The sequence below is a fragment of the Flagellimonas marina genome, from assembly GCF_042651185.1.
GTDB classification, from domain to species: Bacteria; Bacteroidota; Bacteroidia; order Flavobacteriales; family Flavobacteriaceae; genus Flagellimonas; species Flagellimonas marina.
In genome coordinates this window covers 880,373-896,954 of record NZ_JBHSCL010000004.1, presented here as the reverse complement: position 1 = coordinate 896,954, position 16,582 = coordinate 880,373, and the positions used below count along the sequence as shown (strand labels likewise).

The 16,582-nt window shown below is 42.1% G+C and carries 15 protein-coding genes; 2 read left to right on the top strand and 13 right to left on the bottom strand.

Features of this window, described 5'->3' with window-relative positions; translation table 11 throughout:
* Positions 1-50: 50 nt before the first annotated feature.
* From coaE to ACFOWS_RS07545, 11 genes are all read right to left on the bottom strand, one after another.
* Positions 51-647 carry a dephospho-CoA kinase gene (gene coaE, locus ACFOWS_RS07595; RefSeq protein ID WP_379763330.1) on the bottom strand — a complete coding sequence of 199 codons (597 nt, stop codon included), beginning with the start codon at positions 645-647 and terminating at the stop codon, positions 51-53.
* Entirely contained in the window at positions 644-1,600 is a 957-nt protein-coding gene (locus ACFOWS_RS07590; protein WP_379763329.1) for a CdaR family protein, read from the bottom strand. Before ACFOWS_RS07590 ends, coaE begins: the two co-directional genes overlap by 4 nt.
* A 2-nt stretch (positions 1,601-1,602) precedes the next feature.
* The gene (locus ACFOWS_RS07585) at positions 1,603-2,610 is read right to left on the bottom strand and encodes a glycosyltransferase (RefSeq protein ID WP_379763328.1); all 1,008 of its coding nucleotides are present in this window, start codon (positions 2,608-2,610) and stop codon (positions 1,603-1,605) included.
* Positions 2,611-2,730: 120 nt separating this feature from the next.
* Positions 2,731-3,543 (bottom strand): enoyl-ACP reductase FabI, encoded by an 813-nt coding sequence (locus tag ACFOWS_RS07580; RefSeq protein ID WP_366589672.1) that lies wholly within the window; start codon positions 3,541-3,543, stop codon positions 2,731-2,733.
* 183 nt (positions 3,544-3,726) lie between these two features.
* Positions 3,727-5,379, bottom strand: a complete 1,653-nt coding sequence (gene recN / locus ACFOWS_RS07575; protein ID WP_379763327.1) for a DNA repair protein RecN — start codon at positions 5,377-5,379, stop codon at positions 3,727-3,729.
* Positions 5,380-5,425: 46 nt separating this feature from the next.
* Positions 5,426-6,316, bottom strand: a complete 891-nt coding sequence (gene porD / locus ACFOWS_RS07570) for a type IX secretion system protein PorD (RefSeq protein WP_379763326.1) — start codon at positions 6,314-6,316, stop codon at positions 5,426-5,428.
* Entirely contained in the window at positions 6,309-7,514 is a 1,206-nt protein-coding gene (gene coaBC / locus ACFOWS_RS07565; protein ID WP_379763324.1) for a bifunctional phosphopantothenoylcysteine decarboxylase/phosphopantothenate--cysteine ligase CoaBC, read from the bottom strand. Before coaBC ends, porD begins: the two co-directional genes overlap by 8 nt.
* Before the next feature lie 3 nt (positions 7,515-7,517).
* Positions 7,518-7,844: a DNA-directed RNA polymerase subunit omega gene (locus ACFOWS_RS07560; protein ID WP_366589681.1), complete on the bottom strand. Its 327-nt coding sequence runs from the start codon at positions 7,842-7,844 to the stop codon at positions 7,518-7,520.
* 22 nt (positions 7,845-7,866) lie between these two features.
* The gene (locus ACFOWS_RS07555) at positions 7,867-8,706 is read right to left on the bottom strand and encodes an outer membrane protein assembly factor BamD (protein ID WP_379763323.1); all 840 of its coding nucleotides are present in this window, start codon (positions 8,704-8,706) and stop codon (positions 7,867-7,869) included.
* Positions 8,707-8,812: 106 nt separating this feature from the next.
* Positions 8,813-9,703: a 4-hydroxy-tetrahydrodipicolinate synthase gene (gene dapA, locus ACFOWS_RS07550; RefSeq protein WP_379763322.1), complete on the bottom strand. Its 891-nt coding sequence runs from the start codon at positions 9,701-9,703 to the stop codon at positions 8,813-8,815.
* Positions 9,703-10,248, bottom strand: a complete 546-nt coding sequence (locus tag ACFOWS_RS07545; RefSeq protein ID WP_379763321.1) for a DUF6913 domain-containing protein — start codon at positions 10,246-10,248, stop codon at positions 9,703-9,705. The genes dapA and ACFOWS_RS07545 overlap by 1 nt, the downstream gene beginning before the upstream one ends.
* Here ACFOWS_RS07545 and ACFOWS_RS07540 point away from each other — a divergent pair.
* The gene (locus ACFOWS_RS07540) at positions 10,243-11,064 is read left to right on the top strand and encodes a 5'-nucleotidase C-terminal domain-containing protein (protein ID WP_379763320.1); all 822 of its coding nucleotides are present in this window, start codon (positions 10,243-10,245) and stop codon (positions 11,062-11,064) included. The two genes, ACFOWS_RS07545 and ACFOWS_RS07540, sit on opposite strands and share 6 nt — an antisense overlap.
* Positions 11,065-11,976, top strand: coding sequence for a metallophosphatase (locus ACFOWS_RS07535; RefSeq protein WP_379763319.1), 912 nt, complete (start codon positions 11,065-11,067; stop codon positions 11,974-11,976). It abuts the gene before it with no gap.
* A 97-nt stretch (positions 11,977-12,073) separates the two neighbouring features.
* Here ACFOWS_RS07535 and ACFOWS_RS07530 read toward each other — a convergent pair whose 3' ends face one another.
* Complete coding sequence (locus tag ACFOWS_RS07530) at positions 12,074-13,471, bottom strand: BspA family leucine-rich repeat surface protein (protein ID WP_379763318.1); 1,398 nt, start codon at positions 13,469-13,471, stop codon at positions 12,074-12,076.
* Between the two features lie 974 nt (positions 13,472-14,445).
* Positions 14,446-16,302: a BspA family leucine-rich repeat surface protein gene (locus ACFOWS_RS07525; RefSeq protein ID WP_379763317.1), complete on the bottom strand. Its 1,857-nt coding sequence runs from the start codon at positions 16,300-16,302 to the stop codon at positions 14,446-14,448.
* Positions 16,303-16,582: the final 280 nt, after the last annotated feature.

Below are 16,582 nucleotides of genomic sequence, written 5' to 3'. Positions count from 1 at the left end.
AAATTTAACATTTAGGCCTTTTACCGTTTAACCTAACCTTAACAAAAATGTTAAAATTTTGGAGTGGATAAGGCTAATAGTTTGGCGTGGAGCTCCTTTACCTTTTTCTCAGTAGTTCCCAATTCCATGTTTTCCACTATAAAATCGGCAAGGGGTATTTTTTCATTATCAGCCATTTGGTTTGCCATCCGTTGCAGAATCTGTTCCTCAGTTGCACCATCCCTTTCTATTACCCGCTGTAAACGGACTCCTTCTGGCGCGGTTACAAGTATGGTGTAGTCATATTTGTCTTGCCCTTCATTCTCAAAAATCAGGGCAGTTTCTTGTATTACATAAGGTACGGATTTTTTACGGGCCCATTCCAAGAAGTCTTTTCTCACTGCCGGATGTACAATCGCATTCAACATTTCCAGCATTTTAGGGTCCTTAAATACCTTTTCTGCGATGAAAGCCCTATTCAAAACATCATCCTTGTACGCCTCTTTGCCCAATAGTTGCGTAATGTCCTTTCTCAACTCCTTAGAGGTTACCATCAAGGCTTTTGCCTCTTTGTCCGAATCATAGACCGGTACATTAAGCTGCCTGAACATTTCTGCAACAGTACTTTTGCCGCTGCCGATTCCTCCTGTTAACCCAACTATTTTCATTGTTGTTCCAGTACAAAGTTAACGGTCTTCTCGGAGAGCCTTACATCGTAAACATTTTCTGGCTCTTTGGTAATGGTCAGGAGCAAGGTATTTTTGTTGCTACCGTTCAATTGGGCGTAGTCGGCCTCCACCTCAAAATCCGAAGAGGATATTCCTTTCAACCTATCTACGGTTGCTTTGCAAAGTACAGTCACGGCATCTGGGAACGTTTTTACCTGATAGCCTTCTGGCGGATTGATGACGGTAATGGGTATTTCAAAAACTTCTTCCGAAAATTTGACCACCTTACCTGAAACGTTTACCCGTCCAATGGAAAAAATACTGTTATCCAATCCTTTTGGAAAAATCAAAGCGGCCTCCTTTGAAAAGTCAGCCGACAAATTGGTCAACTGGATGCTTTCTGTCTGAATCTCATCCAGTGTATCAATTTCACTTTCAGGGCCCTTGACCACAACTTTATCCGGTGTAATTTTAGGCTCGCCTTCCATGATGAAGTTCTGCTGAAATTTCAAATCCAAATTCGCTGTAATGGGTATTTCTTTTGATGCCACCTGATACAAATCCACCACCAATCGGCTTCGGTCCAAGTCCAGAAGGGAAATGTTCTGCGAAAGCTGTAGGTCTATTTGCTTTTTTAGGGCATCATCCATTAAAACATATTGTCCATTTTGATATTCAACCTCAGAAACATCAATGTCAATTTGTTTCTTAACAAAGTTGTAGAACAGAAACTGAAACCCACTGGTCCGCAATTTTGCCTCAATGACATTTTCCGAATTTTTCCCCAATAAAAGGGAATCCGGTAGATTTCTGTAGTTTAAAACCAAGTTGGACCTTGCCTCATAGGATTCTGACAGGTTGCTTAAGAACCACGCCAAAAAAGAACATACCAAAAACAGTGAAAACACCTTCACTTTCTTTTGATTGAGGCCGTGCAATACCTTTTTGAGCACCTTTACTTGCGTTTAAAAAACAGTTTTGGGAACAGCTCTTCTGGCTCCTTGTTACTAAAGTTAAGCAAGAAAGTGGACTTCAGAAAACCAATTCCATATCCTGTAAACTGTGTTAAGGCCGCAAAAATTGCTAAAAAGGCCACTTTTATGCTTCGGTTTTTGAATAATGCATCCAAAAACAGCACAACAAAATATGCGACATATAACCACAAGGGTAACGGAATTCCTACGAAGGCCAAAAGCACAGATACACACAGCCCTATCATAAAAAAAGTAGGAAACCAATACGTAGGACGTGCTGTTCCGGGGTGCCATTTGTTCAAAATAGGACGAACCCTGCCAAATTTGTTCACTTGGATATAGAACTTGTTCCAGTCGATGCGTCTTTTGTGGTAGACAAAAGCTTTTGGAAAAAGTCGTGTTTCAAACCCTGCCTTCCAGATGCGGAAGGTCAAATCGGGGTCTTCCCCAGGGTGAATCCTTCCAAAACCACCTGCCTTTTCAAAGGCTTCTTTGGAAATTCCCATATTGAAACTTCTGGGTTGGAATTTTCCAACAGATTTTGCACCCCCTCTTATGCCTCCTGTCGTAAAAAAGGAGGTCATTACATAGTTGATGGCCTTTTGCACATCTGTGAACGAGGCATCCGCGGCATCCGGACCTCCAAAACAGTGTACAAATTCACGTTTCAGTTCTTTATCAACCTCTGTGAGATACTGTTTGGGGAGGATACAGTCAGAATCTAAAATGATGTAATAATTTCCTTTGGCCTTTTGCATCCCAAAGTTTCTGGAATCCCCAGGACCTGAATTTTCTTTGTAGTAGTACGAAATCTGAAGCTTGTCTTGAAATCGTCTTACAATCTCCTCTGAACTTTCAGAAGAGCCGTCCTCCACAATGACCACTTCATAGGGGGCGTTAAAATCTTGACGTTCCAAACTCTCCAACAATTCCCGAATCTCTTCGGGTCTGTTGTACACCGGCACTATGATAGAAAAAGATGTTATCATGAAAGGTAATAAATGTCAGTTCGAGCGCAGTCGAGAACCACCGAAAGCTCTTAATACGAAATACATCTCGACTGCGCTCGATGTGACAATGAAAAGCTCTTTTAGAACTTTCCGTTAATGTTATTCAGAAAATTCATCAATTACCTCTTGGCTTACCCCAGTGTTGGAGAACCCTCCATCATGGAACAGGTTCTGCATGGTGACTTTTTTGGTAAGGTCAGAAAATAGGGTCACAGTGTAATCAGCGCATTCATCCGCAGTGGCATTGCCCAATGGAGACATCTTTTCGGCATAGTTGATAAACCCGCCAAAACCTTTTACACCTTGACCTGCGGTTGTTGGTGTTGGGGATTGTGAAATGGTGTTCACCCTAACCTTTTTTTCCTTTCCAAAGAAATAACCGAAGCTCCTGGCCACGGACTCTAAATATGCCTTGTTATCGGCCATATCATTGTAATCTGGAAAAGTTCGTTGGGCTGCCATGTAGGTCAGGGCTACGATACTGCCCCATGGGTTCATGGCATCCGCTTTGTACAAGGATTGCAATACTTTATGAAAAGAAAGTGCCGAAACATCCCACCCTTTGGCTGTAAAATCATAGTTCTCGTCCGTGTAGTGTTTTCCTTTTCTCACATTGACCGACATACCAATGGAATGAAGTACAAAATCCAATTTTCCACCTAAAATTTCCATGGATTTCTCCACAAGATTCTTTAGTTCTTCCTCATTGGTGGCATCCGCAGGAATGATTTCAGAGTTGGTCTTGGCCGCCAATTCCTTTATTTGGCCCATTCGCATGGCGATGGGGGCATTGGTCAATACAAATGTACCACCCTCTTCATGAACGCGTTCTGCGGTTTTCCATGCGATGGAATTCTCGTCCAAAGCGCCAAAAATGATTCCTTTTTTACCTTTTAAAAGATTGTATGCCATAGTTTTTTCGCTATTGTTGGTTCAGTTGCAAAGATATTTATTCTATTTTGATTGTTCGTTATTGATGTCAGTATAGATTGTAGTCTTGCTTTCTCGATAGCCATCGGGATTGTTTCAGCATCCCATGCATACTTTTATTCTGTTCGAATGAGACCCTGAAACAGGTTCAGGATGACGAAGGTGTCATTGCAACAATTGCCGGGCATGGGCCAACGCGGATTCTGACACGGATTTACCCCCTAGCATTTCCGCCAGTTCCTGCACACGTTCGTCGTTGGTGAGTTCTTTCATTCGGGTGCTTGTGCCCTCCTCACCTTCTTCCTTGAACACTTTAAATTGATGTTGCCCTTTGGAAGCGACTTGCGGTAAATGGGTGATAGAAAACACCTGCATGGTTTGGCTCATTTGCTGCATGATTTCCCCCATGCGGTTTGAAATCTCTCCGGAAACCCCTGTATCAATCTCATCGAACATCATCGTGGGCAAGTGCTCATAGGTTGCTAAAATAGATTTAATGGTCAGCATGATACGGGAAAGCTCCCCGCCTGAAGCCACTTTTTTCAATTCGCCATAGTCTGAACCTTTATTGGCCGAAAACAAGAATACCAAATCATCTTTTCCATTAGGTTTGAACGTTTCTGACGGATTCACCTCAATTTTAAAGCTGGCCGAAGGCATTCCCAAGGCATACAAGCTCTCTTGAAGCATACTTTTTAATTTGGGAATGACCGAATTTCTGGCATCACGAATTTTTTCAGCAACGTTTTCAGTCTCATCAGCAAGTTGGGTTACCTCTCCCCTCTTTTCAGTGATTTTTGACTCGATATTGGCGACTGCCTCAACCTTTTTGGACAATTCCTCACGAATCACCACTAGTTCCCCAACAGATGCTGCGTGATGCTTTTTCTGAAGGTCATACAATTGCTGTAACTGACCGTTCACAGCTTCCAATCGTTCTGGGTTGGCTTCAACGGAATCCTTTAATTGCTCCAATTCTGAAGCGATATCGTCAGTTTCAATTAAAACAGATTGAATTCTTTCATTCAACGAAGCGTATGCCGGTCCAAAATCAGTCAAACCTTGAAAAGCACGTTTTAATTCACCTAATCGACCCAAAATGCCCAACTGCTCATCATTCAACAACTGATGCCCAGCAGCCAACTGCTCCATAATTTCCTCCACATTGCTCAACTGCTCATATTCCGCTTCCAACTCCTCCTGCATCCCTTCCTTGAGCTTGGCATTTTCCAATTCCCTCAACAAAAAGCTATTGTAATCGTGCTCCTTGTCCGCATTGTTCTGAAAATCTTCCAATTCCCGCAACTCTTTTGAAGCTTTTCTGTAACGGTTCAGACAAGCTCTGTAGGTATTCAGACGCTCTGAGTTATTGGCCAACGCATCCACCACTTTCAATTGAAAATCATTTTCGGTAAGGCGGAGTGTCTGGTGCTGGGAATGTACATCCACCAATTGGTCGCCCAGGGCTTTGAGCACATCCAACGTTACAGGTGTGTCATTCACAAAAGCTCGGGATTTTCCACTAGGCAAAATTTCACGTCGCAAAATGGTACGGTCCTCGTAATCCAAATCATTCTCCTGAAAAAAAGGTTTTAAGTTGTATTTGGTAATATCAAACTCCGCCTCAATGACGCATTTCTGCTCCGTATTTTTCAGGGAGGTCAAATCTGCCCGCTTGCCCAAAACCAAAGAAAGACCGCCCAAAAGAATAGACTTTCCCGCTCCAGTTTCACCAGTAATTGTGGTAAAACCATTGGAAAACGTAACGTTTACGTCATCAATTAAAGCATAGTTTTGGATGGAAAGATTTGCTAGCAATTCTATAGATTTTCTCCGTAAAGATAAATCTCTTTAGAAAACTGCACTAGTAATTTATCTCATTCCAAGTGCTGGAATAAAATGGAGCCACCTTGTTGAGGGTTTCTTTAAGTTTTACAATGTCCACTTTAGGGCCATCAGAGAAGATATTCTGGATTTCTTCAGATTTGGCATCGAAAAAGGTCTGAATCAAAAAGGCGTTTGGTCGGCGATTGATCAAGGTTTCAAACAACCGAAGACTCCCGGCAATGACCTGTTTTCCTGTGCTGTTGTTGTCCGCCAAAACATCCAATCCTTTGCGATGATAGTTGTACATAGCTATACGGTACTCTCGGAATGAGTTGCTCAACAGGTTATCCACCAACTCAAATCGGGTGCGTTCGCCGGTTTCTTGGCTCCAACCGCTAAAGTTGGACCCCTGTGCTTGGGTTACAATGTTCTGCGCCCTTCTGTACTGATCATCGCCACCTTCCAAGGAAAATGTGTCTGCATCCAAGCCCAAAATAATGTACACATAATAGGAAATGACCCCTGCCAAGTTAGAATCAAACGAGTTTGGATTGTACACCAACGGTTGAAATTCTTGATACTGAAAATTGAAGGCATCATCCTTGTAGTTGAATACGGGACTTTCATACGACGTATTAAAAACAGGTCGTGAAGACTGTATTTGGATGTTGGCCTCGAACCTATCTGACTCGTAGGACGTTACGGTGATGAACATTCGGGCATTTACGCGTTCATTCTCCTTGTAGACCCTATTGGTCCATTTGCTGTTGTTGACAAAATCATTCAACGAACGCTCCAAGGTCTTGAATATTTGCTGATTGGTCTGTCCCACTTGGTCCGAATTCACCGTAACCACACAATTGAGTTCTTGGGCGGGGACTGCCAAAGTGAAAACAAACAAAAGGATGAGCAATAGAGTGTTACGCATGAATTTTGGAGATGATTTCTTCCCAAATGTCGGAAGCCACTTCAGGCTTCGTCTTCAATCCAAACGTTTTTATCTTCAAATTCTTATCAATGAAGGTAATTTTATTGGTGGTCCCCCCAAATCCGGCACCGTCATCTTTCAAGGAATTCAAAACGATGGCATCTAGATTTTTACGTTGCAATTTGCCCTTGGCATTTTCCACTTCGTTTTCGGTCTCCAAAGCAAATCCTACCAAAAATTGATGGGTTTTCTTCTCACCCAACGAGAGCAAAATATCCGGATTTCGTTCCAATTCGATATTTAGGCCGCCATCCTTCTTTTTTAATTTTTCTTGGGCAGGATTTTTAGGTCGATAATCCGCCACTGCCGCCGCACATATGGCAATGTCTGTACGATTATAGTGATTGTGGCAAGCTTCATACATCTCTTGTGCAGATATCACCCGAATCAACTCAATGGAATTGTGGTTGACATCCAATGAGGTAGGGCCAGAGACCAGAACGACTTTTGCTCCTAAATTAGCTGCTTTTTTGGCCAGTTCAAACCCCATCGTTCCAGAAGAACGGTTCCCCAAAAATCGAACCGGGTCAATGGCTTCTTGGGTGGGACCAGCCGTAATGAGTACCTTTTTACCACTCAAAGGCAGTCCTTTAGCCAAATCTTCGTGAAGAAACTCCAGAATGTTCTCAGGTTCTGCCATTCGTCCCTCGCCATGTAATCCACTGGCGAGTTCCCCAGATTCAGCGGGGATCATTTTGTTTCCGAAAGATTTCAACTTTTCAATGGAAGCTTTGGTAGATGGATGTTGGTACATGTCCAAATCCATCGCTGGAGCAAAATAAACGGGGCACTTTGCGGATAGATACGTGGCCAATAGCAGGTTGTCGCATACGCCGTTGGCCATTTTGGACAGCGTATTGGCGGTAGCTGGGGCAATAAGCATTACATCTGCCCAAAGTCCAAGTTCCACATGGTTGTTCCAAGAGATACTGCCATCCTCTTCGTTGACAAAATCAGACAGAACAGGGTTCTTCGACAAAGTGGACAGGGTGAGTGGGGATACAAAAGAGCTGGCGCTCTGGGTCATTACAATCTTGACCTGGGCACCAGCTTTTATCAATAGCCTAACCAGAAATGTGGTCTTGTAGGCGGCGATTCCCCCGGTGATTCCCAAAAAAATATTTTTACCGCCGAGCATTTCTTAGGCGTCTTTCTCTGTGTTCCTGTAGTAGATTTTATCTTCCAACCATTCCTGAACCGCCAAAGCATGGGGTTTAGGTAATTTTTCGTAGAATTTGGAAACCTCAATCTGCTCTTTGTTCTCAAAGACCTCTTCCAAACTGTCGCTGTACGTGGCGAACTCTTCCAACTTTTCCAACAGCTCCTTCTTTATTTCGGAGTTGATTTGGATACCACGTTTAGCCACAATGGAAATGGCTTCGTAGATATTTTCAGTTTTTTCATCAAACTCGTTCCGGTTTACGGTAACCGTGGAAACTGAGGCCTTGGTATTTTTCAAATCTTGCATATGCAGTTGTTTTAAAAAACTTTTATTTAGTGGTGCTGGCAACGGTGTTGTACGCACTCAATTCTTTTTGAATTTTGTCGTGCAAATCGTCCGCCTCTTTCTTAAATTGTGACTCTGGGAAGTAACGCAATAGTGTGTTATACGAATCAAGCGCTTCTTCCAGGCGTTCTTGTCTTCTATTTTCCGTACTGTTCAGTGCCAAGGTTGTAGTGGCCTCTATCTTATAGTAATAGGCCTCTTCTCTATAAACAGAACCAGGATTGTCCGTGATAAAGTTATCCAAAGCGGTGATTGCCGAAATCAAAATGGGGTAATTGAACTTCCCTAATTTGTTGAACTGTTTGGCAATCTCCAATTGCTTCTTTTCCTTCTTTGTGGTCAATTCCTTGGCCATGGTATTGGCTTCTTCAAAATATTCCGACTCTGGATAGGTGTTTATGAAGGTTTGCAATTTTGCCAAAGCCTTATCCGTATCCGTCTGATCTAAAGAATAACGCGGCGAAAGTTCATAATAACTTTTTGCCCCCAAAAAACCGGCTTCCTGAATTTTATCACTACGTGGATATGACTTAATGAATCGTTCGAACTGATATCCTGCCAGATAATAATCCCCTGTTTTAAAATAACAATCCGCAAAAAAGAACATCACCCTTTCCCCTTGAGGTTTCCCTACATACTTAGGAGCAATCTGTTCATACAAACGTTTGGCCCTTTTGTAATCACCTTCTTCATAGAACTTCTCAGCCATATCATATTTAGGCTTAATGTCTTCGGTCTTAAGTACTTTTTGGTACTCACTACAGGACATTAGGACAAAAAATACAGCTAATAAAGGGAGTATTGACCTCATTTTCAAAAACATTTTGCAAAATTAGTGATAATGAACGGATTTAAAAAAACATTTTACCATCCAAAAGTAACGGGTGCAAAACCAACTGCCCAAGGTTTTGGGCAACTTTTAACGAAATTTAGGCGTGTGCCGTATCCAAGGCCCTCAATAAATTACCAATTCTGTTTTTCAAAGATGGTGTAGCTTCCAGCAAAGGCAGACGCACTACAGCTTTGGAGAGTCCCAGACTTTCAAAGACACTCTTAATTCCAGCTGGGTTGCCTTCTTCGAAAATCAATTGCATCAACGGCAACAGTTGGTGATGGATTTTATAAGCTTCATCTGAACTTTCCTGAAGTCCCAAATTCATCATTTTAGAGAATTGGGAAGGCAATCCTTGCCCCAAAACGGAAATTACCCCTGCCCCACCGGCCAAAACTGTAGGTAGTGCAGTGAAGTCATCTCCAGAAATCACCATAAAATGTTCTGGTTTTTCCTTTATGATTTTATCGATTTGTACCATATCCCCACAGGCTTCCTTGATTGCCACAATATTGGGCACCTCGTGTGCAAGTCGTAAGGTAGTTTCTGGCAACATGTTCACTCCAGTTCTGGAAGGTACATTGTAGAGAATAATAGGTTTTGGCGAAGCTTTGGCAATTGCTTTAAAATGCTGATAGATACCTTCTTGAGTAGGTTTATTGTAATAGGGGCATACAGATAGGACCGCATCGAACTCAGACAATTCCAACGTTTGCAATTCGTCAACAACGGCCATTGTATTATTGCCACCAACGCCCAACACCAAAGGTAAACGTCCGGCATTGGTCTTGATCACGGTATCCACAACCAATTGCTTTTCCATTTTGGTAAGAGTTGCTGATTCCGCAGTGGTACCCAATACCACTAAATAATCTACCCCTCCTTGAATGTTGTGCTCCACAACTTGAATCAATGCCTCCACATCCACTGAAAAATCTTCATCGAAAGGGGTTATCAACGCAACACCTGTACCTATCAATTTTTCCATCACAATTCTTTTAAAACCTTTAAATACTTTTTCAATTCACTCTTAAAGAGTGTAAAATCCTTCATATTAGTATTTAAGATTAAATCGTTCACCTTTGGGTCTTGTGCACCCAAACCGACTTTTAGCCTGGCTGGGGTTTTAACCGACAATAATTTCATCATTAAATTGTCCTCTTCATAATAATTGACCAACATGTCGTATTCCCGTCCTAAAAACTCTAGTACATAGCCGTTCTCTATCTGCCCCTTCCAACCTAAATCCTTATCAGAAAAAATCTGGATGGCATAGGGTGAGTTTTTATCGTACTCCCTTTTATACCCAATGATTTTAATGGCGTTGGGTCTCAAGGAAAACTCATCAATCAAATCATAAAAGGCCTCCGCATTCTGAAAATTATCCACATCAACAATGCAGCCAACGCTGGTAATTCCCTTTTCCCGGGCAATGGGCGAAGAGGGTTTTTCCATTTCCTCCTTTAAATATTTAAGCCCTGATTTAACCTTAAATTTATCTTGGAGCCCCTTTATAAACATATTTTTATGCATTTTTACAAAGGTAAATATTCTACCAAGATACTTAACAAAGATACGCACGTGATTGGTTTAAAATTCAAACAATTTGTTGTATTTACAACGCTTTGTTTTTTATTCTCCTGTAAACAGGAAACCGGGACACTTTCCAAAATTGATGGAAAACAAGTTTCCATTGATGCTTCGCTTGAAGAAGTTGACTCCATTGTCCATTTTGTTGAACCCTACCGAAATCGCATAAATCAGGTATTGGATAGCACTTTGGCCTATGCCCCGAAACCCTTTTTGTTGGATGATGGTGAGCACAATACCTCAATGGGAAACCTTATGGCAGATATTGTACTGAGTGAAGCTGCACCCATCTTTACATCCCGAACGGGGAACGATTTGGATTTTGTGGTGCTCAACTACGGTGGGGTCCGTTCCATTATTTCTTCAGGAAATGTCACTGCCCGAAACGCGTATGAGGTAATGCCGTTCGAAAATTACATCACCGTTGTGGAAATGAGTGGATCTGCCGTTAGGGAACTCATAGCCTTTTTGATGGGTTCGGACCGGGTTCATCCCTTTGCAGGAATGCAGATTGTATTGGATAAAAATGGTTCTTTGGAGTCTGTGGACATTCAAGGGGAACCATTTGATGAGAATAGAAACTATTTTGTGGGAACATCGGATTATCTGGTACAGGGTGGCCCCAGCATTGGTTTTTTTAAGGACACGGTCTCCACAACGCATATTGATTATCTCATACGAAATGCCATTATCGACTATTTTAAAAAAACCGACACGTTGAAAGCATCGGTGGATGACCGCTTTATTCAAATTAATTAGATGAAACGAAGGGATTTTATAACACATACGGCTGCCGCCTCCACATTGGTTGGTTTGGGCGGACTCAGCCTTAATTCCTGCTCAGGTTCGGGGGCAAAAAAGTTAACAATTTTGCACACTAATGATGTGCACAGCCATATTGACCCGTTTCCATCCTCTCATTCACGATACCCCAATTTGGGAGGAATTGCTCGAAGGGCACAGTTGGTGGAGCAAATCAGAAATGAGAATCCAAATACACTGCTTTTTGACGCCGGGGATATTTTTCAGGGCACCCCCTACTTCAATTTTTATGGTGGAGAACTGGAGTTTAAATTGATGAGTAAGCTCAACTACGATGCTTCCACCATTGGCAATCACGATTTTGATAATGGAATTGATGGGCTCCTAGCGCAAATGCCCCATGCCACTTTTGACATGATTTCTGCCAACTACGATTTTTCCAACACGGTTATGGAGGGGCTTGTAAAACCTTACAAACTCTATTTGGTGGATGGTATAAAAATTGGGGTCTATGGTCTTGGCATTGCCTTTGATGGCTTGGTCACTAAACGATTGTACAAAGAAACCCAATATTTGAATCCTTTTGAGATTGCTTTGGACATGGAACGCCAACTAAAAGAGGGAGAACAGTGCGATTTGGTCATCTGTCTATCGCATTTGGGCTACAGTTATGAAAATCCAGAACGACCTTCAGATGTGCAATTGGCGCAACGAACCTACCATACCAATCTAATCATTGGTGGGCACACACATACCTTTTTGGAGCGACCCGATGTGCGCATCAACAAAAATGGAGATTCGGTGTTGGTGAACCAGGTGGGTTGCTATGGCCTCAACTTGGGCCGCATTGATTTCTATTTTGACAATGACAAGAATGCTTCGGCGAGTGGAGTGAGTATTTTGGTTTAGTTCTTTTAACTTCTTTACCATATAAAACAGAAGAGCCTTGGGCAATATGCTCCAAGGCTCTTATCGCTTGTTTTAGGTTTGATTTTATTGGTTTTGTTTATTCACATTGTTGCGTGTCACCTGTTATTGTCCAACCATGATTGCTTATTAAGTTCTCCCTAGCGCTAATGGCCTCTTCATTGCAATAGGTCAACCCTGAAACATCTCCAAAATCTAAACCATCAATTTTGTCTTCCAATTCATCCGCCAGATTGGACCAGCCTATTAGGGTAGCTTCATAATTGGCCTCGGAGAGCCCCGTTTGAGAAAGGAGGTCTTTTATATTTGTTACTTCTCCAATATTCCAATCGCCAAGATTTTGGTCAAAAGCTGTAGCATTGTAGAACATCGCTTCCATATTGGTTACGTTGGACACATCCCACTTACTGACATCCCCATTAAATTGAGGGCAATTGTAAAACATTCTGGCCGTACTTTCCGTTTGGGACAAGTTTGGCTTGTCAACTGCGGTAGATGCCAAATTAGGACAGTCGTTGAAACTTACCGCTAACCAAGGGTTGGTTCCCCATTGATCTATGTTCAATAATGAGGTTGAGGATAATACTTTAAGACTTGGTATTTGGCCTTTCATTGAAACGACATAGGTGCCGGCTTTTGCATAAATATGCTCGAGATCTTGACTTTCAGTTATGGTCTCTAAAGTACCATCTCCCCAGTCTATTCTAAAGTCATATTTAAGTTTCTGGTCCAATGTTATAACCACTTTTTCAAAATCACTTTCAGTTGCCCATGTTGTGGTAAAACTTTCCCAGTCCAATATCAAGTCGCCGGGCTCCCATAAATCTTTAACCGCAATGATCATTTCTTTTGCCACTTTATAAACACCATCCGTTACACCTATTTCAATCTTATGTTCAGTTCTCCTTTCATAATCCAGGCTTTTCCCTTGTGCCAATTTAACTTCGCCAGTCTGATTGATTTCAAAAAGATCATTATCATTATTCAGTAAACTAATAGTAATTGGGTCAACGTCTGTAATTGCAACAACTCCTATTATATCAGTATCCATTATATCCTCAAGAGGCCGAAACGTTTGTTTAATCATTATCGGAGCTTCATTTTCCGAATCGGTAACTACAACGGTGATAATTCCATAATAAACTCCACTCCCATCAGTGGCTGTTACATTAAAACTATGCTCTTTGCTGACCTCATAATTCAAATTTTGCCATTCTTTTAGACTTATTTGACCACTTTCTGACACTTCAAATAGTCCCGATGGATCTGTACCCAATTTAAATTTGAGGGCATCGCCATTTGGGTCGGTTGCCGTAATGGTTCCGATAACATCGGTATGTGTAATGGCCTCAGGGGAGGTAAATGTTTGGTTTTCAATCTCTGGGGCACCTTTATTCAATCCGTTATCTTCCTTGCTACAGGAAATCATAAAGCCTAGAACAAACAATGCCAAGACCAATAATTTCTTAAATCTCATAACTCAAAGTATTAATAGGTTAAGGCTGCAAGTTGCTATTCAACTAGAACTTTTTGGGCAGGCAATTGACAGATGATGCTTTTGGGTTGATAGATTTTGTTTAGGGTTGGGAGTTATGAGTTAGGAGTCGGTGTTTGGAATTTGTTGATTCGGTTATTCAGTTATTTGTTGCTCCACTCTGAACTCCGAACTCTGCACTTGAGACTTGCTCTTGCACTTGAACTTGGTTTTTGGAGTTTGGTATTTGGGATTTGTTGAATCGGTTATTCGGTTATTTGTTGCTCCGCTCTGAACTTGGTAGTTGTTATTGATTCTTGGAATTGAGTTACTGAGTTATTTGGTTATTCAGTTACTCGGTCACTGGTGATTGTCAATTGGAATTTCTCATTCTGAATGAACGAAGTGAATGAAGAATCTCTATCTTGACACTATTTACACGAATTCTTATTGGGTTATTAGGTTACTCAGTTATTGAGCTAATGTCTTATCTATTTGCTCTTTCGTCTTGTTTCTAATAATTTGGATTTGCACCTAAGCTTGATTCTTGAATTTCAGGCATTGGATTTCTCAATCGATGCTTTGCATCTCATGTCGAAATGACTGTTTACCTGTATATGTCATTGCGAACGCCAGCCTGCCGGACGGGCAGGTATGTGAGAAATCTCACTTATCCCTTGACATGTATTTTTGGAATTTGGTGGTTTGTTATTGAGTTACTTTCTTTTGTCTTTTGTCTTTTGTCTTTTGTCTTTTGTCTTTTGTCTAGGTTCTAGATTCTTGACTCTTGATTCTTGCACTTGAGCTTATTTTTTGGATTATTTGAAATTGTCAATTGTTCTCTGAAATAACACACCCCCCAGCCCCTCTCAAGAGGGGAGCAAAAAAAACACCGAGAGGAAAAAATCTCCCCCTCGGTGCCAATTATGAAACCCAATCGAATTGGTTTCTACAAGGTCTTAATTATGCAAATGTTTTTATGGACATTCTGGATCTAAACTGTCCCCGATAAATGACCAGTTTGCACCTAAATCCAAAAATGTTCTTTGGTTATCAGGATCACAATAAAGGAGCCCTAGCGCTCCCAAAGTAATGCCGAACGGAGTTCCTTCACTTAAAATAACCTCACGCCATCCAAACAAAGTAGCATCATAATTTGCGGTGGAAAGCCCAGAATTGTCCAGCATGTTTTCCATATTGGTAACAGAGACTATGTTCCAATCCCCAAGGCTTTTGTTAAAGGCGGTCGCGCCGTCAAACATGGCAGAAAAATTGGTCACGTTGCTAACGTCCCAGGGCAGATTCTTGTTGAACAGGATGGCCCCTTTGAACATGCTGCTCATATTGGTTACGTTGCTGGTATTCCAATTGTCAATCAAACCATTAAAACTACTGTTCTCAAAGGCCTGCGACATATTGGTGACATTGCCTGTGCTCCATTCGCTAAAGTCAGGGTTATTCATATTGAGCGTGTTGTAAAACATGTTGGACATATTGATCACTTGGGACACATCGGGAATATCCGTGGCATTGACCAATACATTTTGGCACTCATAAAAGGCGCGGTTCATGCTCAACCACACATTGGTGCCCCACTGTTCTATACTCGTCAATTTTAGGGGTGTACTTCCTCCTACACTCATTTTAATGGCGGGGAAGCTGCCTTTAATGGCCACCGTATAGGTTCCAGCGGTCGTATAGGTATGCGTTAGGTTCACCGTTGCAATCTGTGGATAATCCTCTAAGTTGCCATCTCCCCAATCAATTTGAAAATCATACTCTCCCGAAAGATTGAGCTCCAGACCAATCCCAATATCCTCATTATCGTTTTCGGTGGTCCATGTGGTAATAAAGGAGGCAGGGTCATCGGCCAAGCCCTCGTCCACATCGGTAACGGTAACGGTTACTTCGACACCTACCGTATTTGTTCCATCACTTACCTCAACCGTAAGGGTATGCTCCGTAGCGGTCTCAAAATCTAGAGCCTTGTTCTTTATCAGGCTCAGCTCCCCGGCCTCGTTGATCTCAAACAAAAAGGAAACGTCCTTTAAAATGGAAAAGTCAAGATCGACCCCTTCTGGGTCTGTGGCGACCACAGTTCCAATGATATCGGCATCGGAGATATCCTCGGGTACGGTGAACTTAGGGGCGGAATTTTCTAGATTTGGAGCTTCATTTACATCTACAACATTTATGGTAAAATCCGTTGTGGCCACACCTCCCTTACCGTCAGAGACAGTAACGCTCAAAGTGTAATCCGTGGTTGCCTCAAAATCAAGGAACTCTCCAGAGGCCAAACTTATATCACCAGTGGCGGAAATTTCAAAAAGCGCACTATTGGTTCCGGTAAGCACATAGGTTAGTACATCGTTTTGGTCAGCATCCGTGGCATCAATGGTTCCAATAATAAAATCATCGGCTATGGTCTCGTCCACATTAAATGAAGCATCCTCATTGGCAATCACCGGGACTTGATTGTTAGGCACTGGCGGCGTCACAGTGAAATTTCCGGTGGACGAACCTGTTTTTCCATCTACCGTAACACTCACCTTGCCCGTTGTGGCACCTTGCGGCACCGATGTGGTGATTGTGGTGACCGTAGCCGCGGTTACCATAGCGGTGGTGGCACCAATTTTAACAGTGTTCTTAGAAGGTGTAGTGCTAAAGTTCGTCCCTGTGATCACGAACGGCGTTCCCACGGGCCCGGAGTTGGGTGCAATTGTTGCTATTGTGGGTGTCTCCACAACAGGGGTTGAAGGACCATCGTCCTTACTACAGGAAATCATGAGGCCCAAAACGAATAGTGCAAGGACCAGCAACTTTTTTTGTATCATAATTTAAAATTTAAGGGTTAAACGCGCAAGTTGCCATTAGTTAAGAACTATTTGGGCAGGTAATTGACGAATGGGCCGTTTGGGTTGATGGATTTTGTTTAAGGGTTGGGAGTCATGAGTCGGAAGTCGGAAGTCAGAAGTCGGGGTTTGGAGTTTGGGGTTTGGGGTTTTGTTGATTTGGTTATTGAGTTATTTGTTGCTGAACTCTGAGCTTGAGACTTGCTCTTGATTCTTGGAATTTGGAATTCGTTGATTTGGCTATTGGGTTATTTGTTGCTCA

Coding starts and splice junctions, on each gene's coding strand:
- dapA (WP_379763322.1), bottom strand. CDS start 9,703: ATGGAAAAATTGATAGGTACAGGTGTTGCGTTGATAACCCCTTTCGAT.
- ACFOWS_RS07530 (WP_379763318.1), bottom strand. CDS start 13,471: ATGAGATTTAAGAAATTATTGGTCTTGGCATTGTTTGTTCTAGGCTTT.
- ACFOWS_RS07525 (WP_379763317.1), bottom strand. CDS start 16,302: ATGATACAAAAAAAGTTGCTGGTCCTTGCACTATTCGTTTTGGGCCTC.
- ACFOWS_RS07580 (WP_366589672.1), bottom strand. CDS start 3,543: ATGGCATACAATCTTTTAAAAGGTAAAAAAGGAATCATTTTTGGCGCT.
- ACFOWS_RS07555 (WP_379763323.1), bottom strand. CDS start 8,706: ATGTTTTTGAAAATGAGGTCAATACTCCCTTTATTAGCTGTATTTTTT.
- ACFOWS_RS07545 (WP_379763321.1), bottom strand. CDS start 10,248: ATGCATAAAAATATGTTTATAAAGGGGCTCCAAGATAAATTTAAGGTT.
- ACFOWS_RS07540 (WP_379763320.1), top strand. CDS start 10,243: ATGCATTTTTACAAAGGTAAATATTCTACCAAGATACTTAACAAAGAT.
- ACFOWS_RS07560 (WP_366589681.1), bottom strand. CDS start 7,844: ATGCAAGATTTGAAAAATACCAAGGCCTCAGTTTCCACGGTTACCGTA.
- coaBC (WP_379763324.1), bottom strand. CDS start 7,514: ATGCTCGGCGGTAAAAATATTTTTTTGGGAATCACCGGGGGAATCGCC.
- ACFOWS_RS07535 (WP_379763319.1), top strand. CDS start 11,065: ATGAAACGAAGGGATTTTATAACACATACGGCTGCCGCCTCCACATTG.
- ACFOWS_RS07585 (WP_379763328.1), bottom strand. CDS start 2,610: ATGATAACATCTTTTTCTATCATAGTGCCGGTGTACAACAGACCCGAA.
- coaE (WP_379763330.1), bottom strand. CDS start 647: ATGAAAATAGTTGGGTTAACAGGAGGAATCGGCAGCGGCAAAAGTACT.
- porD (WP_379763326.1), bottom strand. CDS start 6,316: ATGCGTAACACTCTATTGCTCATCCTTTTGTTTGTTTTCACTTTGGCA.